Source organism: Blastococcus sp. LR1 (assembly GCF_020166105.1).
In the GTDB taxonomy this organism is placed as follows: Bacteria; Actinomycetota; Actinomycetes; order Mycobacteriales; family Geodermatophilaceae; genus Blastococcus.
The window spans coordinates 208,323-233,477 of the sequence record NZ_JAIUJY010000002.1 but is presented as its reverse complement, the minus strand read 5'-3'; the positions used below and the strand labels follow the sequence as shown (position 1 = coordinate 233,477).

The 25,155-nt window shown below is 72.3% G+C and carries 29 protein-coding genes; 12 read left to right on the top strand and 17 right to left on the bottom strand.

Going from position 1 to position 25,155, the window contains the following annotated elements:
* Nucleotides 1–14: 14 nt before the first annotated feature.
* The 3 genes from LBW97_RS05765 to LBW97_RS05755 all read right to left on the bottom strand — a co-directional run bounded on the left by LBW97_RS05765 (nt 15) and on the right by LBW97_RS05755 (nt 2,758).
* A complete protein-coding gene (locus tag LBW97_RS05765) occupies nt 15–233 on the bottom strand; it encodes an exodeoxyribonuclease VII small subunit (RefSeq protein ID WP_224498459.1) in 219 nt (72 codons plus the stop codon).
* The gene (gene xseA, locus LBW97_RS05760) at nt 230–1,474 is read right to left on the bottom strand and encodes an exodeoxyribonuclease VII large subunit (RefSeq protein ID WP_224498458.1); all 1,245 of its coding nucleotides are present in this window, start codon (nt 1,472–1,474) and stop codon (nt 230–232) included. Before xseA ends, LBW97_RS05765 begins: the two co-directional genes overlap by 4 nt.
* A gap of 159 nt (nt 1,475–1,633) precedes the next feature.
* Nucleotides 1,634–2,758: a hypothetical protein gene (locus LBW97_RS05755; protein WP_224498457.1), complete on the bottom strand. Its 1,125-nt coding sequence runs from the start codon at nt 2,756–2,758 to the stop codon at nt 1,634–1,636.
* A 144-nt stretch (nt 2,759–2,902) separates the two neighbouring features.
* On the opposite strand from LBW97_RS05755, the gene LBW97_RS05750 reads away from it, so the two are divergent.
* Complete coding sequence (locus tag LBW97_RS05750; protein ID WP_224498456.1) at nt 2,903–3,877, top strand: 4-hydroxy-3-methylbut-2-enyl diphosphate reductase; 975 nt, start codon at nt 2,903–2,905, stop codon at nt 3,875–3,877.
* 66 nt (nt 3,878–3,943) lie between these two features.
* Here LBW97_RS05750 and LBW97_RS05745 read toward each other — a convergent pair whose 3' ends face one another.
* The 4 genes from LBW97_RS05745 to LBW97_RS05730 all read right to left on the bottom strand — a co-directional run bounded on the left by LBW97_RS05745 (nt 3,944) and on the right by LBW97_RS05730 (nt 8,040).
* On the bottom strand, nt 3,944–4,465 hold the full coding sequence (locus LBW97_RS05745) for a DUF6542 domain-containing protein (RefSeq protein WP_224498455.1): 522 nt from the start codon (nt 4,463–4,465) through the stop codon (nt 3,944–3,946).
* A gap of 325 nt (nt 4,466–4,790) precedes the next feature.
* A complete protein-coding gene (locus LBW97_RS05740; protein WP_224498454.1) occupies nt 4,791–5,951 on the bottom strand; it encodes a DNA recombination protein RmuC in 1,161 nt (386 codons plus the stop codon).
* Nucleotides 5,952–5,992: 41 nt separating this feature from the next.
* On the bottom strand, nt 5,993–6,544 hold the full coding sequence (locus LBW97_RS05735) for a methylated-DNA--[protein]-cysteine S-methyltransferase (protein ID WP_224498453.1): 552 nt from the start codon (nt 6,542–6,544) through the stop codon (nt 5,993–5,995).
* Nucleotides 6,544–8,040 carry an AlkA N-terminal domain-containing protein gene (locus LBW97_RS05730; RefSeq protein ID WP_308010426.1) on the bottom strand — a complete coding sequence of 499 codons (1,497 nt, stop codon included), beginning with the start codon at nt 8,038–8,040 and terminating at the stop codon, nt 6,544–6,546. The genes LBW97_RS05735 and LBW97_RS05730 overlap by 1 nt, the downstream gene beginning before the upstream one ends.
* Nucleotides 8,041–8,243: 203 nt before the next feature.
* On the opposite strand from LBW97_RS05730, the gene LBW97_RS19835 reads away from it, so the two are divergent.
* The 3 genes from LBW97_RS19835 to ychF all read left to right on the top strand — a co-directional run bounded on the left by LBW97_RS19835 (nt 8,244) and on the right by ychF (nt 10,610).
* Nucleotides 8,244–8,720: a DUF222 domain-containing protein gene (locus tag LBW97_RS19835; protein ID WP_308010425.1), complete on the top strand. Its 477-nt coding sequence runs from the start codon at nt 8,244–8,246 to the stop codon at nt 8,718–8,720.
* A gap of 61 nt (nt 8,721–8,781) precedes the next feature.
* The gene (locus LBW97_RS19830; protein WP_255600398.1) at nt 8,782–9,483 is read left to right on the top strand and encodes an HNH endonuclease signature motif containing protein; all 702 of its coding nucleotides are present in this window, start codon (nt 8,782–8,784) and stop codon (nt 9,481–9,483) included.
* Nucleotides 9,484–9,536: 53 nt separating this feature from the next.
* Nucleotides 9,537–10,610: a redox-regulated ATPase YchF gene (ychF, locus tag LBW97_RS05715; RefSeq protein ID WP_224498452.1), complete on the top strand. Its 1,074-nt coding sequence runs from the start codon at nt 9,537–9,539 to the stop codon at nt 10,608–10,610.
* A gap of 75 nt (nt 10,611–10,685) precedes the next feature.
* Here ychF and LBW97_RS05710 read toward each other — a convergent pair whose 3' ends face one another.
* From LBW97_RS05710 to LBW97_RS05695, 4 genes are all read right to left on the bottom strand, one after another.
* Nucleotides 10,686–11,189 carry a hypothetical protein gene (locus LBW97_RS05710; RefSeq protein ID WP_224498451.1) on the bottom strand — a complete coding sequence of 168 codons (504 nt, stop codon included), beginning with the start codon at nt 11,187–11,189 and terminating at the stop codon, nt 10,686–10,688.
* A gap of 188 nt (nt 11,190–11,377) precedes the next feature.
* Entirely contained in the window at nt 11,378–12,538 is a 1,161-nt protein-coding gene (locus tag LBW97_RS05705) for an NAD(P)/FAD-dependent oxidoreductase (RefSeq protein ID WP_224498450.1), read from the bottom strand.
* A gap of 102 nt (nt 12,539–12,640) precedes the next feature.
* The gene (locus LBW97_RS05700; protein ID WP_224498449.1) at nt 12,641–12,865 is read right to left on the bottom strand and encodes a hypothetical protein; all 225 of its coding nucleotides are present in this window, start codon (nt 12,863–12,865) and stop codon (nt 12,641–12,643) included.
* A gap of 67 nt (nt 12,866–12,932) precedes the next feature.
* Nucleotides 12,933–13,472 carry a dihydrofolate reductase family protein gene (locus tag LBW97_RS05695; protein WP_224498448.1) on the bottom strand — a complete coding sequence of 180 codons (540 nt, stop codon included), beginning with the start codon at nt 13,470–13,472 and terminating at the stop codon, nt 12,933–12,935.
* A gap of 79 nt (nt 13,473–13,551) precedes the next feature.
* Between LBW97_RS05695 and LBW97_RS05690 the strand changes: the two genes are divergently transcribed.
* The 4 genes from LBW97_RS05690 to LBW97_RS05675 all read left to right on the top strand — a co-directional run bounded on the left by LBW97_RS05690 (nt 13,552) and on the right by LBW97_RS05675 (nt 16,108).
* On the top strand, nt 13,552–14,004 hold the full coding sequence (locus LBW97_RS05690) for a nuclear transport factor 2 family protein (RefSeq protein WP_224498447.1): 453 nt from the start codon (nt 13,552–13,554) through the stop codon (nt 14,002–14,004).
* Nucleotides 14,005–14,098: 94 nt separating this feature from the next.
* Nucleotides 14,099–14,404 (top strand): PspC domain-containing protein, encoded by a 306-nt coding sequence (locus tag LBW97_RS05685; RefSeq protein WP_224498446.1) that lies wholly within the window; start codon nt 14,099–14,101, stop codon nt 14,402–14,404.
* A 44-nt stretch (nt 14,405–14,448) separates the two neighbouring features.
* Nucleotides 14,449–15,066: a hypothetical protein gene (locus tag LBW97_RS05680; RefSeq protein WP_224498445.1), complete on the top strand. Its 618-nt coding sequence runs from the start codon at nt 14,449–14,451 to the stop codon at nt 15,064–15,066.
* 64 nt (nt 15,067–15,130) lie between these two features.
* The gene (locus LBW97_RS05675) at nt 15,131–16,108 is read left to right on the top strand and encodes an LLM class flavin-dependent oxidoreductase (RefSeq protein WP_224498444.1); all 978 of its coding nucleotides are present in this window, start codon (nt 15,131–15,133) and stop codon (nt 16,106–16,108) included.
* A gap of 12 nt (nt 16,109–16,120) precedes the next feature.
* On the opposite strand, the gene LBW97_RS05670 is transcribed toward LBW97_RS05675, so the two are convergent.
* A complete protein-coding gene (locus LBW97_RS05670; RefSeq protein ID WP_224498443.1) occupies nt 16,121–16,402 on the bottom strand; it encodes a hypothetical protein in 282 nt (93 codons plus the stop codon).
* A gap of 69 nt (nt 16,403–16,471) precedes the next feature.
* Between LBW97_RS05670 and LBW97_RS05665 the strand changes: the two genes are divergently transcribed.
* Nucleotides 16,472–17,761, top strand: coding sequence for an Nramp family divalent metal transporter (locus LBW97_RS05665; protein ID WP_224498442.1), 1,290 nt, complete (start codon nt 16,472–16,474; stop codon nt 17,759–17,761).
* A gap of 48 nt (nt 17,762–17,809) precedes the next feature.
* The gene (locus LBW97_RS05660) at nt 17,810–18,715 is read left to right on the top strand and encodes a DUF1028 domain-containing protein (RefSeq protein WP_224498441.1); all 906 of its coding nucleotides are present in this window, start codon (nt 17,810–17,812) and stop codon (nt 18,713–18,715) included.
* 6 nt (nt 18,716–18,721) lie between these two features.
* On the opposite strand, the gene LBW97_RS05655 is transcribed toward LBW97_RS05660, so the two are convergent.
* From LBW97_RS05655 to LBW97_RS05635, 5 genes are all read right to left on the bottom strand, one after another.
* Nucleotides 18,722–19,105, bottom strand: coding sequence for an MmcQ/YjbR family DNA-binding protein (locus LBW97_RS05655; protein WP_224498440.1), 384 nt, complete (start codon nt 19,103–19,105; stop codon nt 18,722–18,724).
* 58 nt (nt 19,106–19,163) lie between these two features.
* A complete protein-coding gene (locus LBW97_RS05650; RefSeq protein ID WP_224498439.1) occupies nt 19,164–20,132 on the bottom strand; it encodes a hypothetical protein in 969 nt (322 codons plus the stop codon).
* A 72-nt stretch (nt 20,133–20,204) separates the two neighbouring features.
* Complete coding sequence (locus LBW97_RS05645; RefSeq protein WP_224498438.1) at nt 20,205–21,014, bottom strand: succinate dehydrogenase/fumarate reductase iron-sulfur subunit; 810 nt, start codon at nt 21,012–21,014, stop codon at nt 20,205–20,207.
* Nucleotides 21,011–22,957, bottom strand: coding sequence for a fumarate reductase/succinate dehydrogenase flavoprotein subunit (locus tag LBW97_RS05640; RefSeq protein ID WP_224498437.1), 1,947 nt, complete (start codon nt 22,955–22,957; stop codon nt 21,011–21,013). Before LBW97_RS05640 ends, LBW97_RS05645 begins: the two co-directional genes overlap by 4 nt.
* A gap of 15 nt (nt 22,958–22,972) precedes the next feature.
* On the bottom strand, nt 22,973–23,611 hold the full coding sequence (locus LBW97_RS05635; protein WP_224498436.1) for a succinate dehydrogenase cytochrome b subunit: 639 nt from the start codon (nt 23,609–23,611) through the stop codon (nt 22,973–22,975).
* 228 nt (nt 23,612–23,839) lie between these two features.
* Here LBW97_RS05635 and LBW97_RS05630 point away from each other — a divergent pair, with 228 nt between their 5' ends.
* Together LBW97_RS05630 and LBW97_RS05625 are read left to right on the top strand one after the other, a co-directional pair.
* Complete coding sequence (locus LBW97_RS05630; RefSeq protein WP_224498435.1) at nt 23,840–24,445, top strand: sulfite oxidase-like oxidoreductase; 606 nt, start codon at nt 23,840–23,842, stop codon at nt 24,443–24,445.
* 49 nt (nt 24,446–24,494) lie between these two features.
* Nucleotides 24,495–25,154, top strand: coding sequence for an FAD-binding oxidoreductase (locus tag LBW97_RS05625; protein ID WP_224498434.1), 660 nt, complete (start codon nt 24,495–24,497; stop codon nt 25,152–25,154).
* The last annotated feature ends 1 nt before the right edge of the window (nt 25,155 follow it).

The window sequence follows — 25,155 nt, the reverse complement described above, 5'->3', positions numbered from 1 at the left end:
GTCCTCGGCCGGCGTCAGTCCTCGGTCGGCGCGGCGGCGGCGAGGCGTTCGCGGGCGCGGTCCAGCCAGTGCTGGCACAGCTTCGCCAGCTCCTCGCCGCGCTCCCAGAGGCCGAGGGACTCCTCGAGGGTGAGGCCGCCGGCCTCGAGCCGCCGGACGACGTCGGCCAGCTCCTCGCGGGCCTGCTCGTAGGTGGTCGTCGGCTCGGCGGTGGGCTCGTCGGTGCTGCTCATGCGGGGTCCTCCTGGTCGGTGCTGGGATCGCCGGCCCGGTCGACGCGGACGGGCAGCCGCCCGCCGGCCACCCGGACCCGCAGCGGCTCGGCGTCGGCCACCTCGGCGGGGTCGCGGACGAGCGAGCCGTTGGCGCGCTGGACGACGGCGTAGCCGCGCTCCAGCGTCGCGGCGGGGGAGAGGGCGGTGACGCGGGCGCGGGAGTGCTCGAGGTCGCGCTCGGCGGACTCGACGCGGTGGGTGAGCGTCCGCAGGGCGCGGGTGCGCAGGCCCCGGACGTCGTCCTCCCGGCCGTGCAGCAGCCGGTCGGGCGCCGCGAGCGCGGGGCGGCTGCGCATCGACTCCAGCCAGCGCTCCTGCTGCTCCAGCCGGCTGCTCACCAGGTGGCGGGCGCGGGCGCGCAGCCCGTCGACCAGCCGCCGCTGCTCGCCGATCTCCGGAACGATGCGGTGCGCGGCGTCGGTCGGGGTGGCGGCCCGGACGTCGGCGACGTGGTCGACCAGCGTCGTGTCAGTCTCGTGCCCGACCGCGGTGACCACGGGGGTGCGGCAGGCGGCGATGGCGCGGACCAGTCCCTCGTCGGAGAACGGCAGCAGGTCCTCCACCGAGCCGCCGCCCCGGGCGACGACGATGACCTCGACCTCCGGATCGGCGTCGAGCAGGCGCAACCCCTCCATCACGTTCCCCGCGGCGTTCGGGCCCTGGACCACGCAGTGGTGGACCTCGAACCGGACGGCGGGCCAGCGGCGGCGGGCGGTGACCAGCACGTCGCGCTCGGCGGCGCTGTCCCGGCCGGTGATCAGGCCGACCACGCGCGGAGCGAAGGGGAGCGGGCGCTTGCGGACGGCGTCGAAGAGCCCCTCGGCGGTGAGCAGCCGGCGGATGCGCTCGATGCGGGCCAGCAGCTCGCCCAGCCCGACGGCGCGGATCTCGGTCGCGCGGAGGGAGAACGAGCCGCGGGCGACGTAGTAGTCGGGACGGGCCCGCACGATGACGCGGGCGCCCTCGGTGAGCTCCAGGCCCGGGCGTTCGGCGACGTCCCGGTGGCAGGTGACCGGCACCGAGAGATCGGCGGCCGGGTCGCGCAGGGTGAGGAAGACGGTGGCCGCGCCGCCGCGCCGGGACAGCTGGGCCACCTGCCCTTCGACCCAGACCTCGCCCAGCCGCCCGATCCAGTCGGCCACCTTGCGGGCCACGGTCCGCACCGGCCACGGCGACTCGGGGGACGACGGAGCAGTCACTTGTTCAACCTGTCAGTCGGCCCCGCCCCGGGTCCCACCCTGAGCGTGCGAAGGGTGGGGAGGGTGGGGTCCTTCTGCACGTGCGCGAGCCTGCCACGGGGGTGTGACGCCGACCCTCCGCAGGTGCCCCGGGCGGGGACCTGCGGAGGGCCGGTTCGATCACATGCCGCGCGGGGAGAGCGGGCTGCTCTCGACGGCCTGCTCCTCGAGCTTCTCCAGCCGGTTGCGGAGCATCCGCAGGTAGGGCTCGCGGGACCGGGTGGCCTGCTCGTAGGCGAGCAGGTCGGACACGGAGCTCAGCGCGTAGCCGCGGAGACGGCCGCGCAGCTGGGCGATGGAGAAGCTGTCGTAACCGTCGATCGGCGCGGTGGTGGGCGCGCTGCTCGGGGTCTCCTCGGCGGGGGCGGCGTCGGAGGGGGCGTCAGCTGCGGCGACCGGGGTGCCGCCCTCGTCGACCGCCTCGGCGGGGGTGCTGTCGGCGGGCTCGTCGTTCCCGGCAGCGGCGTCGGTGGTCGCCACGGTCTCGTCGGTGCCGGGCTCCTCCTGGGGAGCCTCGACGGCGGCGATGCCCTCGTCGGTGATGGCCGCCTCGACGGTCTCCACCTCGCCCTCGGGGGTCAGCACGTCGACGGTGGTCGCGACGTCCGGCGTCTCGGCGGCAGCGGTCTCGGTGGTGGCGGTCTCAGCAGGAGCGACCGTGTCGGACTCCAGCAGAGCGGACTCGACGGCTGCGGCGTCCTCGGTGACGGCGGCGTCGTCGATCCCTTCCACGGCGTCCAGCGGGTCGGTACCGACGACCTCGGGCACCGCCTCGGCGATGGCCAGCTCGTCGAGCACCTCCTCGGTGCTCGGGGCGTCCTCGGTGATCTCGATGGCCTGCTCGGCCGTCGTCACGGCCTCGGCGGTGTCGATGACGGCGTCGTCGACGTCCACCCCGGCCTCGTCGGCCGCGGCCAGGAGCGGGGCGACGTCGGCATCGGCCACCCGGTCGAAGGCGGAGTCGCGGAAACCGTTGGACGGCTGGGTGACGGTGACCGGCTCGAGGTCCTCGTCGAAGGTGGCCAGCCCGGGCTCGCTCTCACCCCGCAGACCGGTGAGCAGCTCGTCGCCACGGGCGATCAGACCGGCATAGGTCTGCTGCACCTTCATCGCGTGCTGCATCGCCACGCCGATCACGCGCACGGGCAGCCCCGGCAGCGTCTCGGGCAGCTTGCGCGCCTCGTCGAGCACGGTGGCCGCCAGACCAGCGGCGGCGCGGACAACCTCGGGAATCTCTCGGGCCATGGGGCACAGCGTGCCCCAGAATGGTGGAACCGACACACCGACCTGCGCGGATACAGCGTGACGGAGGACCCGGTGAGCGTGGGGCGTGGCCCTTACCACTACTCGGGGGGCGGTTTCCGGGCTCGACGCACCTACCATGGGTGCATGGCTGAACAGCGCGGACGCGTCCTGCTGGCCGATCCCCGGGGCTACTGCGCCGGCGTGGACCGGGCGGTGGTGGCGGTGGAGCGTGCCCTGGAGATCCACGGCGCCCCCGTCTACGTCCGCAAGCAGATCGTCCACAACAAGCACGTCGTGGCGACCCTCGAGCGGCGGGGCGCGATCTTCGTGGAGGAGACCGACGAGGTGCCCGAGGGCTCCGTCGTCGTCTTCAGCGCCCACGGCGTCTCCCCGGCGGTGCACGAGGAGGCGGCCGCGCGGCAGCTGCGCACCATCGACGCGACCTGCCCCCTGGTGACGAAGGTGCACCAGGAGGCCAAGCGCTTCGCGCGCGACGACTACGACATCCTGCTGATCGGCCACCGCGGGCACGAGGAGGTCGAGGGCACCTTCGGCGAGGCGCCTGCGCACATGCAGCTGGTCGACGGTCCCGAGGACGTCGCGAGCGTGCAGGTGCGCGACCCGGACAAGGTGGTCTGGCTGTCGCAGACGACGCTGTCGGTGGACGAGACGCTGGCGACCGTGGACCAGCTGAAGAACCGGTTCCCGGGTCTGCAGTCCCCGCCGAGCGACGACATCTGCTACGCCACCCAGAACCGCCAGCTGGCCGTGAAGCAGATGTCCGCCGAGTGCGACCTGGTGCTGGTCGTGGGTTCGACCAACTCGTCGAACTCGGTGCGTCTGGTGGAGGTGGCGCTCGAGGCCGGTGCCCGCGCCTCCTACCTGGTGGATTACGCGGCGGAGATCGACGAGGCCTGGCTGGCGGGCGTCGGCACCGTCGGCGTCACCAGCGGCGCCTCGGTGCCGGAGATCCTGGTCAGCGAGGTGTTGGACTGGCTGGCCGAGCGCGGTTACGCGGACGTCGGCACGGTGAAGGCCGCCGAGGAGCGACTGGTCTTCGCGCTGCCGCACGAGCTGCGCCGGGCCGAGAAGGCTGCGCAGGCCACCCCCACCGACTGAGCACACCGGCACGAACGACGAAGCCCCGGTCCGCAGCTGCGGACCGGGGCTTCGTCGTCGGGGAGGTCAGCGGCGGCTGACCAGCCGGAAGATCGCCAGCAGGATGGCCACGCCGGTGGCGGCAGCCATGGTCGGGAAGCCGCGGACCAGCAGCGTCGCCATGGTGGCCGCGTTCAGCGTCGCCGACGGCGCGAGGGCGGCGTTGACGACGGCCACGAGTACGAAGACCAGGGGCGGCGCGACGATGACGGTGAGCAGGTCCTGCCGGCGGACCAGGAGGACGGCCATCGCAGTGCTCGCGGCGAGCGCGACCAGGGTGATCAGCCCGAGGCCGGTGCCGACGAAGGAGTCGATCCCGCACCCGGCGAGGGTGAGCAGGAAGATGCCGGTGACGGCGAAGATCCCGCGGAGCCGGCTCTCACGGGCAGCGGGCGCAGCGGTGCGCGGGCGGGCGCTGGGGCGCTCGACGGCACGGTCGGCCGGGCGCGGGCGCTCGTTGCCTCGTCGCGGCGGGGGTGCGGACTCGTAGCGGTCGGAGGCGTACTCGCGCTCGGCGGCCCGGAGGCGGTCGGCGGAGCGGCCGGGCACCGGGGCGCTCGGGCGGGCGGGACGGCTGGCTCGCTCGGCGCCGGCCGCGGGGCGGGGGGAGCGCGCCGGGTACGGCCGGTCCGGCCGTGCGCCGCTCTGCCATGCGCCTGCTGTGCTCGCGGTGGCCAAGGCGCACCTCCGTCCCGTTTCGATGACCGACCCGACTGGTCGCCCGTCGGAGCAACGGTAACGACAGAAGTCGCCAGACGGGCGGAGGACGCCGCCGGGCGGTCCGCAACCAGTGGTGGAGCAGCGGCACAGGGTGGTGCCTGGGACACGCGGTGCAAACGAGTTGCCATCCCGCCCGCCGACGGAAGCCGGCAGGTCAGCCAGATGTGCCGTCCCGCTCGCGATCCGTGGGAGCGAACGGCGTCACGGCTCCCAATGCCTCGTGCCCACTGAACGACTCGTGCCCACTGAACGACTCGTGCCCGGCGAACGACTCGGGAACTCCGGGCCGCTCGGCCGGGCGCAGCGTGCGGACGGTCGCTTCGACCTCCTGCGGCTCGGGCACGGGGGACTCGGCGACTCCGAGGTCGTCGAACCGGCGGGCGGCGGTGAGCACCGAGCGCTCGTAGGAGCCGACCGTCTCGTTGTAGCGGGTGAGCGTCGTCGACAGCGCCGAGCCCAGCCGCGTGAGGTGGCCGGACAGGGTGCTCAGGCGGGCGTGCAGCTTGCGGCCGACCTCCAGCACCTGGTCGGCGTCGCGGGCCAGGCGTTCCTGCCGCCAGGAGTAGGCGACGGTGCGCAGCAGGGCGAGCAGCGTGCTCGGCGTCGCCAGGACCACGTCGCGGGAGAAGCCGTACTCGAGCAGCCCCGGCTCGGCCTCCAGCGCCATCGTCAGGAATCCGTCCGACGGCACGAACAGCACTGTGAACGGTGCGGCCGGGCGGAAGGCGGTGGGGTAGTGGCGCGCGGACAACTGGTCGATGTGGGTGCGCAGCTGACGGGCGTGCATCACGATCCGCTGGGCGCGCACGTCCCGGTCGTCGGCCTGGACCGCCTCGATGTAGCCGGTGAACGGCACCTTCGCGTCGACCACGACCTGGCGGCCGTCGGCCAGGGTGACCACCAGGTCGGGACGGACACCCGCGCCCTCGTCGTTGGTGCCCGAGGGCTGCTCCACGAAGTCGCAGTGCTCCAGCAGTCCGGCGACCTCGACCACCCGGCGGAGCTGGACCTCTCCCCAGCGGCCGCGCACGTGCGGGGTGCGCAGCGCGGTGACCAGTGCCGCCGTCTCGTGCTTGAGCTGCGCCGACGTGGAACCGACAGTTCCCATCTGCTCGCGCAGCTCGCCGTGCGCGGTGGCGCGGGCGCGCTCCATGCCGGCCAGCAGGCGGTGGAGGTGGTCGAGCGACTCGTGCACGGGCTCCAGCCCGGCGTCCGCGGGTCGGCGGCGACCGAGCAGCGCGACCACGCCGAGGGTGACGGCGGTGGCCAGCAGCGCACCGAGGAGGAGCCCGAGGAGCAGGGAAGCGGCGTCCATGTCCCGGAGGGTGCCGGAGGGGTCCGACAGTTCCGGGGACCTCAGGCCGGGACGGCGGCGTGCGCGGCCTCGTGGTCGAGCAGCCAGCGCTTGACCGAAGTGCCCCAGCGGAAGCCGCCGAGTCCGCCGTCGGAGCCCAGCACGCGGTGGCAGGGGACGAACAGCGCCGCGGCGTTGCGTGCGCAGGCGTTGGCCGCGGCTCGCACCGCAGCGGGGCGGCCGCAGCGCGCAGCGAACCCGGCGTAGGTGTCGGGCATCCCCGCGGGGACGCGCCGCAGGATCTGCCACGCCTCCTCCAGGAAGGGGCCGGAGCGCTGGCTCACCGGGACCTCGTCGATGGCGCCCAGGTCGCCGTCGACGAACGCCTGGACGTTCTTCAGCACGGGGAGGTGGCGGTCCTCGTCGGCGCCGCCGGGGCGCAGCGTGCGGTGGATCACCGGCCAGAGGTCGCCGAGCTCCGCCGTCCACCCGCTGGCGAGGACCACGTCGCGGCCGTCGGGATCTAGATCCACCACGACCGTGAACGGACCGGGCGGCGTCTGGACGGTGGCGTAGCGGACGCGCGGGGCGCTCGGGTCCAGCAGATCGATCATCAGGCACTCCTGGTGAGGTCGGGTGCGCGGAGGGGTGGGACCGGGCGGGTGAACAACGACGGCACGGCGAGCGCCCAGAGGTGCAGCACGGCGTAGGAGCTCCACGGCCGCCAGCGCGTGGCGGCGTCGGTGTCGCTGCTGCCGAGCGCGGCGAGCGACTTCCGCAGCGCCAGGTCCCCGGGTAGCCAGACGTCGGGGTCGGCGAGGCCGCGCAGCCCCACGAGCGCCGCGGTCCACGGGCCGATGCCCGGAACGGCACGCAGTGCGCGCTCCGCTTCCGCGCGGTCGGCGCCGGGGCCCAGCGCGACGGTTCCGTCGGCGAGGGCAGCGGCGAGGGCGTGCACCGTCCGCCGTCGGGCGCCGGTGAGCCCGACGGCGGTGAGGTCGGCGTCGGCCAGTGCCTCGGCCCGGGGGAACGCGTGCGTGAGCGTGCCCACCGGCTCGGGCAGCGGCGTGCCGGCCGTCAGCAGTCGTGCGGTCAGCGTCCGGGCGCCGGCGACCGAGACCTGCTGACCGAGGACGGCGCGGATCGCGAGTTCGTCGGCGTCGGGGGAGGCCGGCACCCGTCGGCCGGGGGCTGCTGCGACGAGCGCGGTGAGAGCCGGGTCGGCGCCGAGAACGCTGTCGACGGCGACCGGATCGGCGTCCAGGTCGAGCATCCGGCGGCAGCGGCTCACGGCGGCGCCGAGATCGCGCAGCTCGGTGAGCCGCAGCCGGGCGGTGACGCCCGTTCCGTCGGCGGCGGGAGAGAGGCGGACGACGGCTGGCCCGTGCGGCAGGTCGAGGACGCGGGAGAACGTCGTGCCGTCCCACTCCTCGAGCCCCGCGACGGCGTGCGCGCCCAGGAAGAGGAGCACCTCTTCGGCGGCGTAGGGCGGACGGCCGGCGAGGCGCAGGGTCAGCCAGCCCGGGTTCGTCTCCCCGGAGCGCCGGCGGGTGCGGCGCAGTTCGGTCGGGGTGCTGGCGAAGACCTCGCGCACGGTGTCGTTGAACTGCCGGATGCTGGCGAATCCGGCCGCGAAGGCGACGTCGGCCATCGGTAGCTCGGTGGTCTCGATCAGGATCCGGGCGGTCTGCGCTCGCTGCGCCCGAGCGAGGGCCAGCGGGCCGACGCCGAGCTCGCCGACGACCAGGCGGTGCAGTTGCCGTTCGGAGTACCCGAGGCGGGCAGCCAGGCCGGGCACACCGGTGCGCTCCATCTCGCCGTCGGCGATCAGTCGCATGGCCCGGGCCACGACGTCGGCCCGCACGTCCCACTCCGGCGATCCCGGCGCGGCGTCCGGTCGGCAGCGGCGGCAGGCGCGGAAGCCGGCGCCCTGGGCGGCCGCCGCGGTGGAGAAGAAGGAGACGTTGCGGGCCAGCGGTGTGCGGGCCGGGCAGGAGGGTCGGCAGTAGATCCCGGTGGTGTGGACGGCGGTGACGAACCAGCCGTCGAACCGCGCATCCCGGCCCGCGACCGCGCGGTGGCAGCGCTCGTGGTCCAGGGCTTCGGTCACGACGCCGAGCATGCCAGGGGAGGGGGACATGCTCTGGCGGATTTCGGACGCCGCCGTGCGCGCGCGGGGCGGGCCCTGGGTCGAACGGTTGTCAAGACCCGCTCGCGATCTGTGGACAGGCCTCTGACCTGCGAATTCACGCTGCGATCGTCGGTCCCCTCGGCTATGATTCGTACATACGTTCGAGTCGGCAGGGAGGTGTCGTGCAGCAGCTGCAGGTGTTGGGATCGCTGCTCGACGAGCTCTCGGGTGAGCGGCTGGAGGGCATGTTCGGCCCGCAGCTGCTGGAGCGGCTGACTCCGCTGTTGACGCTGCAGAACCGGATCGCCGCCGAGGTCGCCCGCACGGTGCGGCAGTGCGAGCTGGCCGACGCGGCGGAGTTCGACGGCAAGGCGACGATGATCTCCTGGCTGCGCGGGCATGCGCGGTTCTCCCAGTCCGCGGCCAACACCCTGGTCCGCAACGGGCGGGCGCTGGAGCACCTGCCCGCGGTGGCTGCCACGTTCGCCGCAGGGGCGATCTCGGCCGAGGCGGTGTCGGTGATCGCGCCGGTCGCCGCACCCAAGAACCTGGCAGCCGCCGTCGAGCAGGACGTCGATGTCGCCGGGATCGACGAGGTGCTTGCGCAGGTCGCCGCCACCACCTTCCACACCGAACTGCGCACCGCGGTCGGGCACTAACCTCGACCGGCTGGATCCCGACGGCCCCGAACCCGACCCCACCGAGCAGCGGTCGCTGACCATGTCGAAGCACCCCAGCGGCAGCCTGTCCTTCCGCGGGGAACTGGACGCGGTCGGTGGGGAAAAGTTCCAAGCCGCGATCGAGTCGATCCTGCAGGCCAACCGGCCCGCCGGTGATCTGCGAACCCGCGCCCAGCAGTCCGCCGACGCGCTGGTGCAGCTGTGCGACAACCAGCTGGCCGCCGGCACCCTGCCGACGCTCCGGACGTTCAAGCCGCACGTCGTGGTCACCATCCCGATCGAGGACCTGGTCGGCTCCGACACCGGCTCCGCGACCGCCGACCTCGGGTTCGGCGCGACGATCTCCGCCGCCCGCGCCCGGTGGCTGGCCTGCGACGGCAACGTCACCCGCATCGTGATCGGCCCCGAAGGCCAACCCCTCGAACAGGGCCGCAGCCACCGGGTCGTGCCGCCCCACCTGTGGCGCGCACTCACCGCCCGCGATCAGCACTGCGTGTTCAGCGGCTGCGACGCCCCCGCCCACTGGTGCGAGGCCCACCACCTCATCCACTGGGCCCACGGCGGAGACACCGACCTGCACAACCTCGCCCTGCTGTGCGAGCGGCACCACACGAAGGTCCACCACGGATTCAGGGTCGTACGGGAACCCGACGGCCGATGGCACACCTACCGGCCCGACGGCACCGAGATCCTGATCCTTCCCCGCATCACCGACGAGCCGGTCACCACCCGCGCGGGGTGACCAGCAGGTCGCACGGCGGGGCCGGCAGTTCCCGGCCCGTACTCTGAACTCCCGTGAGCCTCACCATCGGGATCGTCGGCCTGCCCAACGTCGGCAAGTCGACGCTGTTCAACGCCCTGACCAAGAACGACGTCCTCGCGGCGAACTACCCGTTCGCCACCATCGAGCCGAACGTCGGAGTGGTGGGCGTGCCCGACCCGCGGCTGGGCAAGCTCGCGGAGATCTTCGGCAGCCAGAAGATCATCCCGGCGACGGTCTCCTTCGTGGACATCGCCGGCATCGTCCGCGGTGCCAGCGAAGGTGCGGGCCTGGGCAACAAGTTCCTCGCCAACATCCGCGAGAGCGACGCGATCTGCCAGGTCATCCGCGTCTTCACCGACCCCGACGTCGTGCACGTCGAGGGCAAGGTCTCGCCGAGCGACGACATCGAGACCATCAACACCGAGCTGATCCTGGCCGACATGCAGACGCTGGAGAAGGCGATCCCGCGGCTGGAGAAGGAAGCCAAGAAGGACAAGGAGCGCGCCGCGCTGCTGTCCGCCGCGCAGGACGCCCAGAAGGTGCTGGACGAGGGCAAGACGCTCTTCGCCGCCGGGGTCGACCCCGAGCCGCTGCGCGAGCTGACCCTGCTCACCACCAAGCCGTTCCTCTACGTCTTCAACGTCGACAGCGACGAGCTCGCCAACACCGAGCTGCTCGACGAGCTGCGGGCGCTCGTCGCCCCGGCCGAGGCGATCGTGCTGGACGCGCAGACCGAGTCCGAGCTCATCGAGCTGCCCGAGGAAGAGGCTGCCGAGCTGCTCGCCTCGATCGGCCAGAACGAGCCCGGCCTGGACCAGCTGGCGGCGGTCGGCTTCCGCACCCTCGGTCTGCAGACCTACCTCACGGCCGGGCCGAAGGAGTCCCGCGCCTGGACGATCCCGGTCGGCGCCACCGCTCCTCAGGCCGCCGGTGTCATCCACACCGACTTCCAGCGCGGCTTCATCAAGGCCGAGATCGTGAGCTTCGACCAGCTGGTCGAAGCCGGCTCCATGACCGAGGCCAAGTCCAAGGGCTGGGTCCGCATGGAGGGCAAGGAGTACGTCATGGCCGACGGCGACGTCGTGGAGTTCCGCTTCAACGTCTGATCGGGCGAGCCGCACACGCGCGCGGGTGGCCGCCGGTCCGGAACCCGACGGCCACCCGGAGGTGGTGCTGGGCCGTCAGGCCGTGATGAGCCCGCGCATGCTCTGGGTGACGACCAGCGCGAAGCGGCGCGTCACCCGCAGGCTCTGGTCGGCCAGCGCGTAGGTGGTCTCGATGACCTCCTCCGGCCGCACGAGGACGGCGGGCACGAGGCTGCGCACGATCGTCGCCACTCCCTGCACGAGCCCGGCGACCGCATCCTCGCTGCTGTCCGCCGCCGCGGACAGCTGCCGCCGCGCCTGCTCCTGCTCCTGCTCGCGGAGCTCCACGAGCAGGTCCCGGCGGACGGCGAGCACCAGCTGGCGAGCCCGCTCGTCGTGCGACCCGTTCCGGGACTCCTGCAGCACCTGGGCGGCCAGCAGCTCGCGGGCACGGTCCTCGGCCTCGTCGCGGGTGCGCGCCAGCTCCTCCAGCTCGACGGGAGCGCTCTGCCCGCTGGGCTGGATCGTGTCGTCGGCGGCGCTCTTGTCGCTGCCATTGGCGTCGGTCGCGCGCGAGGTCTTCGGTGAGGGCGTGGTCATGGCTTCCTCCTGGGTCGGTTTCCTGCGGACACCTCGAGGCTCCGGCTGCGAGGTGGCCGCAGGGCGAGCAGCGCGCGCACGGGAGGAGGAAGGGTCACCAACAGTCGGGCCCCGGCCCCGGCCCCGGCCCGACCTCGTGCGGCGGCCGTTGTCGCAGGGCGAACGGCCGCTGGAACCGGCGCAGGGGATCAGACGCGGCCGCGGAGGATGCGGCGCCAGTAGACCTGGGGCAGGCCGTAGCGGTCGAAGAACCACTGCCAGCGGCGGGGCACGAACGGGTCGATGAACGGCACCGACGGGCTGGGGCTGCCGTCGCGGGTGACCTCGTTCAGCATCAGCGTCCGCCGGGTCACGGTGATCGGCATGACCGTGTAGCCGTCGTAGCGGCTGAGTCGCTTCCCCTCACGGGCGGCTGCGATGTTCTTCGCCAGCACGTTCACCTGCTTCCGCAGGCCGCCGCCGGACGGGCGGGTGGCGAGATCGGCGGCGTCCCCGATCGCCCAGATCGAGTCGTGCCGGCGGGACCGCAGGGTCTCGGGGTCGACGTCCACCAGGCCCGGGGTCGCGTCGGCGGAGAGGCCGGCTTCGGCGATGAACCGCGGCGCCCGGTAGTGCGGCACGGCGTGCGCGAAGTCGACGTCCTCCAGCACCCGCCGGCCGGAGGGGGTGGCGAGCGTGACCGAGTGCAGGTCCCCGTCGACCCGCTCGATCCGCGACTCGCGCAGCACCTCCACCCCGAGGTCGGCGAACGCGTCCTCGAGATACCGGTCGGCCTCCGGAAGCCCGGTCGCGGTCGCAGCCGGGAGCACGAGGCGCACCTGCAGGTCGGCCAGCACCCCGGACCGCCGCCAGGAGTCGCACGCCATGAACAGCGGCTTGAGCGCGGTGGGCCCGCAGGACGCGGGCTCCGGCGGCACAGTGAAGACGACGGAACCGCTGCGCAACGACGACAGTCGAGGCCACACCGTGGGCGTGCTGCCCGGCACGTACGACGACGCGGCCCACCCCTCTGCATATGCCGACTGCAACCCGGGCGTGGCGTCCCAGTCCTCCACGAGGCCGGGGCAGAGCACGAGGGTCGCGCAGCTCAGCGTCAGCCCGCCGCGGGTCCGGACCGTCATCGCGGCCGGATCGACCGACTCGACGGCGTCGCGGACCCACCGGCAGCCGTCCGGCACGACGTCGGCCATGGGCCGCTCCAGCTCGGCCATCGTCGACTGCCCGCCGGCGACGTAGTTCAGCAGCGGCTTGTACCGGTGCCCTGGCGACGAGGCCACCACCGTCACATCGTCGAAGCCGTCGCGGAGCAGCCGCGCCGCCAGGGAGATGCCGGCATTGCCGCCACCCACGATCAACACATCTGCATCAGTTCCGGCCACCGCGGCCACCTGCCCAGTTCCGGCCGTGCGCACACCGCTCGCGCCGCCGCTGGACCGCAGGCAGCAGCCGGTTCAGCCGGCGATGCGCGCGCACTCCTCGCAGTGCGGGCCGCCACCCGCCGCCGGCCAGTCCGCCGCCGCGTGGGCGATCACGAGGACGCCGCAGACGGATGCCTCGAGCCCGTCCACCACCGGTCGGGACACCGCGTGCGCGACGTCGCCGGCGCGCCCCAGGGCATGCCCCTGTCCGCGGGACTCACGCCCGGCGGAACCCGTCACGACCACGCTTCGCGTCATGCCGTCAGCGTGAGCCCACCGGGTGTCCGGCGGGGAACGCCCGACCGAACACCCGGCAACAAGTCGGTCAGCTCTCGCGCACGGGCCGGTAGGTCAGGTGCAGCACGCCGGTCGGCAGCGACTCCGACGACACGAGCTCGAGCGGCGTCCGGCCCAACTCGTCGGTCCACCGGCGCTCGCCCGAGACCACGATCGGGTCGACCAGCAGCACCAGCTCGTCCAGCAGCCCGGCCTCCAGGAGGGCGCGGACCGTCGTCAGGCTGCCGGACATGCCGATCCAGCCCTCGGTGCCGTCCTTCAGCGCCCGCACCTCGTCGAGGCTGCGGAGCACCGAGGTGTTCTCCCAGTCCGAGTTCTCCAGCGTCGTCGACAGCACGTACTTGCGGATCGGGTTGATGAAGTCGCCGAACTCGTCGCTGGTGTTGCCGGGCCAGTACTGCGACCACTGGTCGTGCAGCACGCGGCCCATCAGGTAGGCCTCGCAGCGGCTGTTGTGCCGGTCGACCGCCTTGCCCATGGCGTCGTCGAAGTACGGGAAGTGCCACTGGTCGGGGCGCTCGGCGGACCCGTCGAGGGTGGTGAACAGGGCTACGGCGATCTTTCCCACGGGGGTTCTCCAAACGGTGAGCTGGTGTCGAGAAGGTAGACGGACGGCCGGAGGTGAACTCATCGGGCAGAGTGGCCGGATGTCGCGACCGCCGCTCCCGCCGTTCACGCTCGAGACCGCCCGCCAGAAGGTCCGGGCCGCCGAGAACGCATGGAACACCCGCGACCCGATCCGGGTCGCCCAGGCCTACACCGAGGACACCGTCTGGCGGAACCGCGACGAGTTCGTGACCGGCCGCGACGCCGTGGTCGCCTTCCTGACCCGCAAGTGGGCGAGGGAGCAGGACTACGCGCTGCGCAAGGAGCTGTGGGCCTTCACCGACGACCGCATCGCCGTGCGGTTCCAGTACGAGTGGCAGGACGCCGAGGGCCGGACGTGGCGGTCCTACGGCAACGAGAACTGGGAGTTCGCGCCCGACGGGCTGATGGCCCGGCGCGAGGCCAGCATCAACGACGTCCCGATCGCGCCGGAGGAGCGCTGGATCCTCGGCCCGCGGGACGACGACGACGAGACGCCGCTCCCGCTGCGCTGACCGCGAGCCCCTGATCGGGGCGCGCGGCGAACCAGGGTCGGATCCGGGCGTTCCCCGATGTACCGGACCATCCGTGTCGGCCAGGCTCGTCTGCATGACCACCACAGAGATCCCCACCCCGCAGCCGGCACCCGTCCGGCCCTTCCTCCGCAGCGGCACCGACCGGATGGCCGGTGGCGTCTGCGGCGGGCTCGCCGAGTACACCGGCATCGACGCCACGCTCTGGCGGGTCGGGGCCGTCCTCCTCACCCTGACCGCCGGTACCGGCGTCCTCGTGTACCTGCTCCTGTGGGTGGCCGTCCCCTCGGCGCCGCTCCCGGAGGGCACCAGTCCCAGCCTGCTCGAGGACTGGGCGCAGCGGCTGCGCGCCGCCCTGCTCGGCCGGCGAGGTGAGCGCTGAGGCGGCGCGTACGCAGACGGCTCGACGTGCGGCAGGATGACGGCATGACCGTTCCCGCCGGGCAGCAGCCGGCACCCATGGTGGTTCCGCAGTTCTTCGTCAAGCAGCGGATCACGATGATGGTGAACCGCTACGAGATCCTCATGGCGAACCCCGACGGCACTCCGGGCCAGCTCATCGCCTTCGCGCAGCAGAAGCGGATGAAGCTCAAGGAGGAGATCGTCTTCTTCTCCGACGAGTCGAAGTCGCGGCGGGTCTTCTCCTTCAAGGCGCGGCAGCGGCTCGACGTCAGCGCCGAGCACGACGTCTACGACGAGTACGGCACGGTGATCGGCTACTTCAGCAAGGAGTTCGGCGCCAGCCTGATCCGCTCGACCTGGAACCTCTCGGCGCCGGGTGTCGAGGCGAAGGGGCAGGAGCGCAACATGACCATCGCGATCCTGCGCCGCATCTGGGGCTTCATCCCGTACCTGGGCGACGTCTGGGTGCCGTTCCTCTTCCACTTCGACTTCACCGATCAGCGGACCGGGCAGATCGTGCTGTCCAGCCACAAGAAGATCGGCTTCCGCGACGCGTACAACGTGACCGTGCCCAATCCGCAGCTGGACTTCCGGGTGGCCGCGTCGATGGCCGTGGCCCTGGACGCACTGCAGAGCCGCTGACGGCGGGAAGCCCCGAGGCGTTCCGTCGGTTGTGCCTGGCAACCGACGTGAAAGGCCTGTCCCCATGAACACCAAGCTGTCCGTCCTCGACCTCGCCCCGATCCCGCGGGGGGAGTCGGCGAGCTCGTCCATCGCGGCCAGCGTCGCGCTGGCGCAGCGCGCGGAGGAGCACGGCTTCGAGCGGGTCTGGTACGCCGAGCACCACAACATGCCCTCGATCGCCTCGTCGGCGACCAGCGTCCTGATCTCGCACGTCGGCGCGCACACCCGGCGCATCCGGCTCGGCGCCGGCGGGGTCATGCTGCCCAACCACTCGCCGCTGACCATCGCCGAGCAGTTCGGCACGCTCGAGGCGATGTACCCCGGCCGCATCGACCTCGGTCTCGGCCGCGCTCCGGGCAGCGACCAGAACACCATGTACGCGCTGCGCCGCGACCCGCACTCGGCGGAGAGCTTCCCGCAGGACGTCCAAGAGCTGCAGGGCTACCTCACCGGCGAGACCCGGGTCCGCGGCGTCGACGCGATCCCGGGCAAGGGCTCGAACGTCCCGCTGTACATCCTCGGCTCCTCGATGTTCGGCGCGCAGCTCGCCGCCGCCCTCGGCCTGCCCTACGCCTTCGCCTCGCACTTCGCACCGGCCATGCTCGAGCCCGCCGTCGCCACCTACCGTGCCGACTTCAAGCCCTCCGAGCAGCTGGCCGAGCCCTACGTCATCGCCGGGGTCAACGTGATCGCCGCCGACACCGAGGACGCCGCCCGCGAGCAGCTCGCGGCCGTCAAGCGGAACCTCGCCATCGGGCTGTTCGGCCGCGGCCAGGCGCTCACCGACGAGCAGGGCGACCAGCTCCTGGCGCAGGGCGCGGGCCAGCACGTGAACACCATGCTGACCCACACCGCGCTGGGCACGCCCGGCCAGGTGGGCGACTCCCTCGAGGCGTTCCGCAAGACGGCCGACGCCGACGAGCTGATCGTCGCCTTCCAGGCCACGACGCTGGAGGGCCGGCTGCGCGCGGTCGAGCTGACCGCCGGGGCGCTCAGCTAGCCCTCGGCGCGGTCAGTCGTCGTCGTCGCAGACCTCGATCCCCAGCCGACCGTCGTCCTCCAGGTCGGTCTCGACGTCGACGTCCTCCCGTCCGCGCCGGAACTCGACGTCGGCCTCGTCCTCGTCGCCGCTGGTGTCGACGCTCCACCCCTCCTCGGGCCGCGCCTCGCCGAGCGCGATGCCGTTGCCCTGGCGGGTCAGGGTGACGGTGCCGAACCCCGGTGATCGGGTAGACGCCGTCCGGTGACTCCTGCACCGGCACGCAGGAGTCGGGCGCGGTCGCCGGCGCGGCACGTCGTCGCCTCCGCACCCGGCCAGGTGCCCCTTCTTGCGGCTTTGGCGGCGCAGGGTTGCACTGGGCGCGTGGCCGAGGACAGAGAACCGCTGACCGAGCCCGTCGACCCGGGCGCCGACGCGCCCCAGCAGCAGACGAAGAAGTGGAGCCTGGTCGGTCCCGGCATCGTCGTGGCCGCGACAGGTGTCGGCGCCGGCGACCTGGTGGCCACCCTGATCGCCGGCTCCCGGTTCGGCTACGCGCTGCTGTGGGCGGTCGTGCTGGGCGTCGTCGTCAAGATCGCGCTCGCCGAGGCGGTCGGCCGCTGGCACCTCGCGAGCGGCTCGACGATCTTCGCCGGCTGGCGGTCCCTGGGTGCCTGGACGTCGGTCTACTTCGTCGTCTACGTGGCGATCTGGGGGTTCGTCTACGGGGCCACCGCGATGACGTCGTCGGCGCTGCCGCTGGCCGCGCTCTTCCCGGCGCTCTCCATCCCGGCCTGGGGGATCATCTGCGGCCTGGTCGGGCTGACGATCGTCTGGTTCGGCAACTACCGGGTCTTCGAGAAGATCATGACCGTCCTCATCGGGGTCATGTTCGTCATCGTCGTCGGGCTGGCGATCCTCGTCGTCCCCGACCTCGGCGCGACGCTCTCCGGCCTGGTGCCGCGGCTGCCGGAGGGATCAGCGGTCTACACCCTCGGCCTGGTCGGCGGCGTCGGCGGAACGATCACGATGGCCGCCTACGGCTACTGGGTCAACGCCAAGGGCTGGCGTGACTCGAGCTGGATGAAGGTCATGCGCCTGGACAACCGGGTCGCCTACATCACCACCGGCGTCTTCGTCCTCGCGATGCTGATCGTCGGCGCCGACCTGCTCCACAACTCCGGCGTCTCGCTCACCGAGGGCGATCGCGGCCTGCTCGACCTCGACGAGATCCTCCGCGACAGGTTCGGCGACGTGATCGGCACGCTGTTCCTCGTCGGCTTCTTCGCGACCTCCTTCTCGTCGCTGCTCGGCGTCTGGCAGGGCGTCAGCCTGCTGGTCACCGACTTCGTCCGGACGTCGAAGCGCGCCGGCGGGCAGCTCGCCGAGGGCCGGGCCGAGCGCAGCCTGCCATACCGCGCCTACCTGCTGTGGTTGACCTTCCCGCCCATGGCGCTGCTCTTCCTCGAGCGGCCGTTCGCCCTCGTCGTCGCCTACGGCGCGCTCGGCGCGTTCTTCATGCCGTTCCTGGCGATCACGCTGCTCTGGCTGCTCAACAGCAGCCGGACGCCGGAGCGCTGGCGGAACGGCTGGCTGTCCAACGTCCTGCTCGCCGGCGCCGCCCTCCTGTTCCTCGCGCTGTGCATCAACGAGCTGAGCGGCCTCGGTTCGTGATCTTCGTCGGGGTTTGCCACCCGGGGGAGGAGCGGGTAGGCCCGAGGGGTGACCTACTCGATCGTTGCCCGTGATCCCGAGACGGGGGAGATGGGCGTCGCCACCCAGTCCCAGGCGTTCGCCGTCGGCAACAGCGTGCCCTTCGCCCTGCCCGGGCACGGCGTCATCGCCACCCAGTCGATGGCCGAGCCGATGTACGGCTCGGTCGGCCTGGACCTGCTGCAGGGCGGCTTCACCGCCCAGGAGGTGCTGACGGCGCTCAGCAGCGTCGACCCCCAGCCGGAGCGGCGGCAGCTGGCCATCCTCGGCGTGAACGGCGATCTCGCCGCGTACACCGGCACGAGCTGCGTCGACGACGCCGGCCACCTCCTGGGCGACAACTGCGTGGCGCTGGCGAACATGGCCAGCTCGCCGGCGGTGTGGGAGGCGATGGTCGAGCGCTTCGAGGCCTCCGCCGGACCTCTCGCTCAGCGGCTGCTCTCCTCGCTGGTGGCGGGGGAGGAGGCGGGCGGCGACTTCCGGGGACGGCGCTCCGCGGCGATCATGGTCATCCGCTCCACCACCACCGGTCGTCCGTGGCACGACATGGTAGTCGATCTGCGGGTCGACGACTCCCCGGACCCGCTGGGCGTCCTGGCCGACCTCACCGTCACGCGCGCCCGGTACCAGGACGTCGTCCGGGCGTTCCAGCAGGCCATCGACGGCGACCCGGTCACCGCCGACCGCGAGCTCGATCTGCTGCGCCCGATGGACCCGGTCACCGAGCCCGACCAGCTGATGTGGCGGGCGGTCATCGCGGCGCTCGCCGGCCGGGAGGACGCCGCCCGCGAGATGCTCCAGGACCTGGCCGCGCTGGCCCCGCAGTTCCTCGAGGCGGCCAGCCGCTTCGGCAAGGCCGGGCTCATGCCCGCCGACGTGATCGAGCGGATCATCCCGCCGGTGTCCGCGACCTGACCGAGCTCAGCCGAGGTGCTGGGTGACCAGCCGCGCCGGCGCCCGGGCCGCCCAGGCCTCGCTCACCAGCTCGGCCAGCGGTGCACCGTCCAGCCGGTCGAGCCGGCACAGCACCGCGGCCCAGCCGTCGAAGTGCGACGTCGTGAAGTAGACGTCCGGTTCGGCGGCGAGGAGTGCGGCCTTGGCGCCCTCGTCCGGCACCGCGGCGACCAGAACCGGGCCGTCCGGGGCCGCCGCGCCCAGTTCGGCGAGGTCCTTGGCGTGCAGCGGGCGCTCCCGGACGAACGTCTTCCCGCGTACGAGCCAGCGGCGCCGACCGCTGGCGGAGACCGCCTCGGACGTGCCCGGCAGCGCCAGGCACAGCCGCGCCACGTCGTCCCAGTCGGCCACGGGCGAAGGGTACGGAACGCGGGTCCGAACGGCGGGCGGCCGAGCTGCGGCGCGGGTGTCACCAGCCCGGGGTCATCCCCTCGTCCAGCCAGGTCTCGTACTCGTCGTCGGTCATCGGCCGGGCGCTCGCCAGCGTCTCCTCCAGCACGGCCACCGGGACGTCCGGTCCGGCCACGACCCCGATCCGGACGTCGGCGTCGTGGCGGACCAGTTCCTGCCCGGAGTCGGCCGTGCGCAGGTAGAGGCCGTCGCGTACCTGCACGCACGAGGTGACCGTCGCGTCACCGGCGGGCGTGCGCACGAAGGGCGCGGCGCACGGGTCGGACTCCGCTGGATCCAGAGCCAGGTCGCGGAACAGCAGGAGCTCTTCGTCGGGCCGGCCCGAGTCGGCCTCCAGCGGGGTCCAGATCAACGGGCTGCCGGTGTGCTGCGGTACGGCGTTCTGGTAGCCGTCGAGGTCGGCGACCCACGGGTGCTCCAGGGTGCCCACCTCGGTGAGGATCCGCTCGGCGAGGTTCCCCTCCTCGGCACGCTGCCCGGCGGGGATCACGACGGCCGCGCCGGCGACGACCAGCAGCACCGCGGCGGTGATGCGCACGATCCCCGGCCACTGCAGCGCGGCGACGGCGGCGAACGGCACCGCGGCGGACGCGGCGAGCAGTGGCACCGGGAGCCCGACGACGGCGTCCGCAGTGTCCGACGGCGACTGCAGCACCCAGAGGGCCACGCCTGCCACCGCAGCCGTTCCGAGCAGCCCGACCAGACACCCGCGCAGCACCGATCCGGCACGGCCGACGGTGGCCGGGCCGGCCATCCGGTCGAGGGCGACCGCGAGCAACGAGGAGATCCCGGCGGTTCCCGCCAGCGTGACGGCGACGGCGCTCCAGCCGCCGAGCGTCGAGGCGGCCACGACGGGCCCACCGGCCAGCGCGGTTACCCAGCCGAGCACGCCGGCGAGGAGCACGTGGCGCAGGGCCGGTGCCAGGGGAGAGGTCGGCAGGTCGGGCGGGGCAGCGGTCGCCGTCACGGGCGCAGTGTGGCAGCAACGACAGAGCCCCACCCCGGATTCCGGGATGGGGCTCTGTCGGATGTCGCGGAACTAGCTCTTCGGCCGTGCGCCGGCGCGCAGCGCGCCGAGCAGGTCGTGGTTCAGCCGGGAGATGGTCTCCATCGAGATGCCCTTGGGGCAGGCGGCCGAGCACTCGCCGATGTTCGTGCAGCCACCGAAGCCCTCGCGGTCCTGCTGGGCGACCATGTTGACCACGCGGTCGTCGCGCTCGGGCTGGCCCTGGGGGAGCAGGCCGAGGTGGGTGACCTTGGCGGCGGTGAACAGCATCGACGAGGCGTTCGGGCAGGCCGCCACGCAGGCGCCGCAGCCGATGCAGGTGGCGGCGTCGAACGCCGCGTCCGAGTCGGCCTTGGGCACCGGGGTGGCGTGCGCCTCCGGCGCGGTGCCGGTCGGCACCGAGATGTAGCCGCCGGCCTGGATGATCCGGTCGAACGCCCGCCGGTCGACGGCGAGGTCCTTGATCACCGGGAACGGCGAAGCGCGCCACGGCTCGATGTCGATCTTGTCGCCGTCCTTGAACGACCGCATGTGCAGCTGGCACGTGGTCGTCTGCTGCGGGCCGTGCGCCTGGCCGTTGATCATCAGACCGCACATGCCGCAGATGCCCTCGCGGCAGTCGTGGTCGAAGGCGACCGGGTCGTCGCCCTGCATGATCAGCTGCTCGTTGAGCACGTCGAGCATCTCGAGGAAGGACATGTCCGGGGAGATGTCGCTTACCTTGTAGGTCACCATCTTGCCCTTGACCGAGGGGTCCTTCTGCCGCCAGATGCGCAGGGTCAGGTTCATCCCGCGCTTCTCGTCGGCGGGGTTGCCGACGCTGGACTGCATGCTGGCTGTCACTTGTAGCTCCGCTGGGCGAGGTGGACGTACTCGTACTCGAGGTCTTCCTTGTGGAGCACCGGCGGCTGACCCTCCGGCGTCCACTCCCAGGCGGCGACGTAGGCGAAGTTCTCGTCGTCGCGCAGCGCCTCGCCCTCGGGGGTCTGGCTCTCGGCCCGGAAGTGCCCGCCGCAGCTCTCGTTGCGGTGCAGGGCGTCGATGCACATGAGCTCGCCGAGCTCGATGAAGTCGGCGACCCGGCCGGCGTGCTCCAGCGTCTGGTTGAACGAGTGCCAGTCGCCGCCGACCTTGAGGTCGCTCCAGAACTCCCGGCGCAGCTCCCGGATGCGGTCGATGGCCTTGCGCAGGCCCTCGTCCGTGCGCTCCATGCCGCAGTAGTCCCACATCAGCTGGCCGAGCTCGCGGTGGAAGGAGGCCGGAGTGCGGTTGCCGTTGATGCTGAGGAGCTTCTGCACCTCCTCCTGCACGCTCTGCATGGCCTCGACCGCGGCCGGGTGCGACTCGTCGACCTTCTCGAACGGGCCGTCGGCCAGGTACGAGCTGATGGTCGAGGGGAGGACGAAGTACCCGTCGGCCAGACCCTGCATCAGCGCCGAGGCGCCGAGGCGGTTCGCGCCGTGGTCGGAGAAGTTGGCCTCACCGATCACGAACATGCCGGGGATCGTCGACTGCAGGTCGTAGTCGACCCACAGCCCGCCCATCGTGTAGTGGACCGCCGGGAAGATCCGCATCGGCGTCACGTAGGGGTCCTCGCCCGTGATCTGGGCGTACATGTCGAAGAGGTTCCCGTACTTGGCCTCGACCGCCGGGCGGCCCAGCCGCTCGATCGCCTCGGCGAAGTCGAGGTACACACCCAGGCCACCGGGGCCGACGCCGCGACCCTCGTCGCACACGTTCTTCGCCTGGCGCGAGGCGATGTCGCGGGGCACCAGGTTGCCGAACGAGGGGTAGAGCCGCTCGAGGTAGTAGTCGCGCTCGCCCTCGGGGATGTCGTTGGCGGGGCGGTCGTCGCCGCGCTCCTTGGGCACCCACACGCGGCCGTCATTGCGCAGCGACTCCGACATCAGGGTCAGCTTCGACTGGTAGTCGCCCTTGACCGGGATGCAGGTCGGGTGGATCTGCGTGTAGCAGGGGTTGGCGAAGTACGCGCCCCGCTTGTGCGCCCGCCAGATCGCCGTGGTGTTGGAGCCCTTGGCGTTCGTGGAGAGGTAGAAGACGTTGCTGTAGCCACCGCTGGCGATGACGACGGCGTCGGCGAAGTGGGTGCTGATCTCGCCGCTGACGAGGTCGCGGGCGACGATGCCCCGGGCCCGGCCGTCGACGATGATCAGGTCCAGCATCTCGGTGCGGGCGTTCTGCTCCACGCTGCCGGCCGCGATCTGCCGCTCGAGGGCCTGGTAGGCGCCGTAGAGCAGCTGCTGACCCGTCTGGCCGCGGGCGTAGAAGGTGCGCGACACCTGCGTGCCACCGAAGGAGCGGTTGTCGAGCAGGCCGCCGTACTCGCGGGCGAAGGGCACGCCCTGCGCGACGCACTGGTCGATGATGTTGACGCTGACCTCGGCGAGCCGGTGCACGTTGTTCTCGCGGGCGCGGAAGTCGCCGCCCTTGACCGTGTCGTAGAACAGCCGGTGCACGCTGTCGCCGTCGTTGCGGTAGTTCTTCGCCGCGTTGATACCGCCCTGGGCCGCGACGCTGTGCGCGCGGCGGGGGCTGTCCTGGTACCAGAACGACTTCACCTTGTAGCCGGCCTCGCCGAGCGTGGCCGCGGCGGCGCCGCCGGCCAGGCCGGTGCCGACGACGATGACGGTCAGCTTGCGGCGGTTGGCCGGGTTGACCAGACGCCCACGGAACTGGCGCTCGCTCCAGCGCTCGCCGATCGGGACGTCGGAGGGGGCCTTGGTGTCGGCGATCGGGTCGCCGACGCTGAACAGGTCGAGAGGCATCGCGGGTGGAGCTCCTTAGTCGACGAGCCCGAAGAGGACGCTGAAGGGCACGATGAGGAAGCCGGCGATCAGCACGGTGGAGAAGACGATCGCGAAGGCGTTGACCGTCCGCTCCCGGCGCCGGTTGCTCTGGCCGAGGGTCTGCGTGGCGCTCCAGATGCCGTGGCGCAGGTGCATGCCGAGCAGCACGAGGGAGATGACGTAGAAGGCGGTGACGAAGGGGTTCGAGAAGCTCGCGACGAGGCGGTCGTACGGACTGGCGTCGCCGTCCGGGTTCACGGTGCCGGTCGTGAGGTCCAGGATGTGGTAGACGATGAAGAGCAGCACGATCACGCCGCCCCAGCGCATGGTGCGGGAGGCGTAGCTCTGGGCCACGGCCTTCTTGGTCACGTACCGCTCGGGGCGGGCGCGCTTGGCCTGGCGCCACAGCGAGACGGCCGCCCAGAAGTGCGCGACCACCGCGACCAGCAGGGCGATGCGGATGATCCACAGCGTCGTCTGCTCGGGGACCGCCGGCGTGCCGATCGTGCGGATCCACTCCGAGTAGTGGTTGAACGACTCGGCACCCGTGAAGACCTTCAGGTTCCCGATCATGTGTGCGATCAGGTACAGCACCATCACGATGCCGCTGATGGCCATGACGGCCTTCTTCACGACCGAATTGGTCTTCGCGACCTTCGGCGTCCTACGACCCGCATGCGTCACCGTCACCACAAGGCCCCACGCTAGGACTACCGGAGCCTTGCCACCAACCAAACACGTGGTGACACAGCTCATGTAAGGGTGCCCTCACCGCAGGTCAGGGCCGGTTTTCCGGCATTCGCGCAGGTGGCGGCGACTGTCACGATTGGGCCACGGGGTCGCGTGGGGGAGAATCGCGCCGTGCCCACCCCCACCCGCGGATTCCTCGGCCGGCGCGCACGTGACCCCCGTCTGCCGCCGGGGCAGTACGACGTCGGGTCCGACTGGCCGGTGCTCACCGCCGAGCCCACCCCACGCATCGCCCCGGAGACCTGGAGCGTCACGGTCGACGGGCGGGTCGAGCGACCCACCACCTGGACCTGGGACGAGGCGCACCAGCTGCCCCGTTCGGAGTACCGGGGCGACATCCACTGCGTGACGACGTGGTCGAAGTTCGGCACCTGGTTCGCCGGGATCTCGGTCGACACCCTGCTGGACGCGGCCGGGCCGACGGCCGAGGCGCAGTTCGTGATGGCGACGTCGAAGACCGGCTACACGACCAACCTGCCGCTGGCCGACGTCACCGGGGGCAAGGCGTGGTTGGTCTGGGAGTTCGACGGCAAGCCGCTGACCCCGGAGCACGGCGGCCCGGTCCGGCTGCTGGTTCCGCACCTGTACTTCTGGAAGAGCGCGAAGTGGATCAGCAAGCTCACCCTGCTGACTCGCGACCAGCCGGGGTTCTGGGAGCAGAACGGCTACCACGACCGGGGCGACCCGTGGCGGCAGCAGCGGTACCAGGGTGATTGAGCCGTTCCGCGCAGCGAACCGCGGATGGCGGACGGCGACCGTCTCCGGCGTGCGCCGGCCGATCGCTCGTGCGGTCCAGCTGCGGCTCGACGTGCACGACCGCGTCGACCACCTGCCCGGCCAGCACTACGTCGTCCGGCTGACCGCGCCCGACGGCTACACCGCCCAGCGCTCGTACTCGGTGGCGTCGGCCCCCGGGGACCCGCTGGTGGAGCTGTTCGTGGAGCGGCTGGACGACGGCGAGGTGTCCACCCACCTGGCCGACGTCGTGGAGCCCGGCGACGAGCTCGAGGTGCGCGGGCCGATCGGCGGCTGGTTCGTGTGGGACCAGGTCTCGCCGGCGCTGCTCCTGGGTGGCGGATCGGGGGTCGTCCCCTTCGTGGCGATGCTGCGCACCGCGCGGGCGCTGGGCCGCACCGACCTGCTGCGCATCGCCGTCTCCGCCCGCACCCGCGCGGAACTGCCCTACGCCGACGAGCTGGAGGCGGCGGGCGCTCTCGTCGTCCTCACCCGCGAGGCGAACGGCATCCGCCCGCCTGGCCGGCTGACCGCGATGGACCTGGTGCCGCTGATCGAGCCCGGCCAGACGGGGTACGTGTGCGGGTCGGGTCCGTTCGCGGAGGCGGCCGGGCAGCTGCTCGTCGAACTGGGGCTCGACCCGGCCGACGTCCGGGTGGAGCGCTTCGGCCCCAGCGGCGGACCGGCCTGAC

What these genes read in the sequence shown, in the direction of transcription:
- LBW97_RS05765 (WP_224498459.1), bottom strand. Translation starts at nt 233, where the DNA reads ATGAGCAGCACCGACGAGCCCACCGCCGAGCCGACGACCACCTACGAG.
- LBW97_RS05755 (WP_224498457.1), bottom strand. Translation starts at nt 2,758, where the DNA reads ATGGCCCGAGAGATTCCCGAGGTTGTCCGCGCCGCCGCTGGTCTGGCG.
- LBW97_RS05750 (WP_224498456.1), top strand. Translation starts at nt 2,903, where the DNA reads ATGGCTGAACAGCGCGGACGCGTCCTGCTGGCCGATCCCCGGGGCTAC.
- LBW97_RS05740 (WP_224498454.1), bottom strand. Translation starts at nt 5,951, where the DNA reads ATGGACGCCGCTTCCCTGCTCCTCGGGCTCCTCCTCGGTGCGCTGCTG.
- LBW97_RS05735 (WP_224498453.1), bottom strand. Translation starts at nt 6,544, where the DNA reads ATGATCGATCTGCTGGACCCGAGCGCCCCGCGCGTCCGCTACGCCACC.
- LBW97_RS19830 (WP_255600398.1), top strand. Translation starts at nt 8,782, where the DNA reads ATGTCGAAGCACCCCAGCGGCAGCCTGTCCTTCCGCGGGGAACTGGAC.
- LBW97_RS05710 (WP_224498451.1), bottom strand. Translation starts at nt 11,189, where the DNA reads ATGACCACGCCCTCACCGAAGACCTCGCGCGCGACCGACGCCAATGGC.
- LBW97_RS05700 (WP_224498449.1), bottom strand. Translation starts at nt 12,865, where the DNA reads ATGACGCGAAGCGTGGTCGTGACGGGTTCCGCCGGGCGTGAGTCCCGC.
- LBW97_RS05690 (WP_224498447.1), top strand. Translation starts at nt 13,552, where the DNA reads ATGTCGCGACCGCCGCTCCCGCCGTTCACGCTCGAGACCGCCCGCCAG.
- LBW97_RS05685 (WP_224498446.1), top strand. Translation starts at nt 14,099, where the DNA reads ATGACCACCACAGAGATCCCCACCCCGCAGCCGGCACCCGTCCGGCCC.
- LBW97_RS05680 (WP_224498445.1), top strand. Translation starts at nt 14,449, where the DNA reads ATGACCGTTCCCGCCGGGCAGCAGCCGGCACCCATGGTGGTTCCGCAG.
- LBW97_RS05675 (WP_224498444.1), top strand. Translation starts at nt 15,131, where the DNA reads ATGAACACCAAGCTGTCCGTCCTCGACCTCGCCCCGATCCCGCGGGGG.
- LBW97_RS05640 (WP_224498437.1), bottom strand. Translation starts at nt 22,957, where the DNA reads ATGCCTCTCGACCTGTTCAGCGTCGGCGACCCGATCGCCGACACCAAG.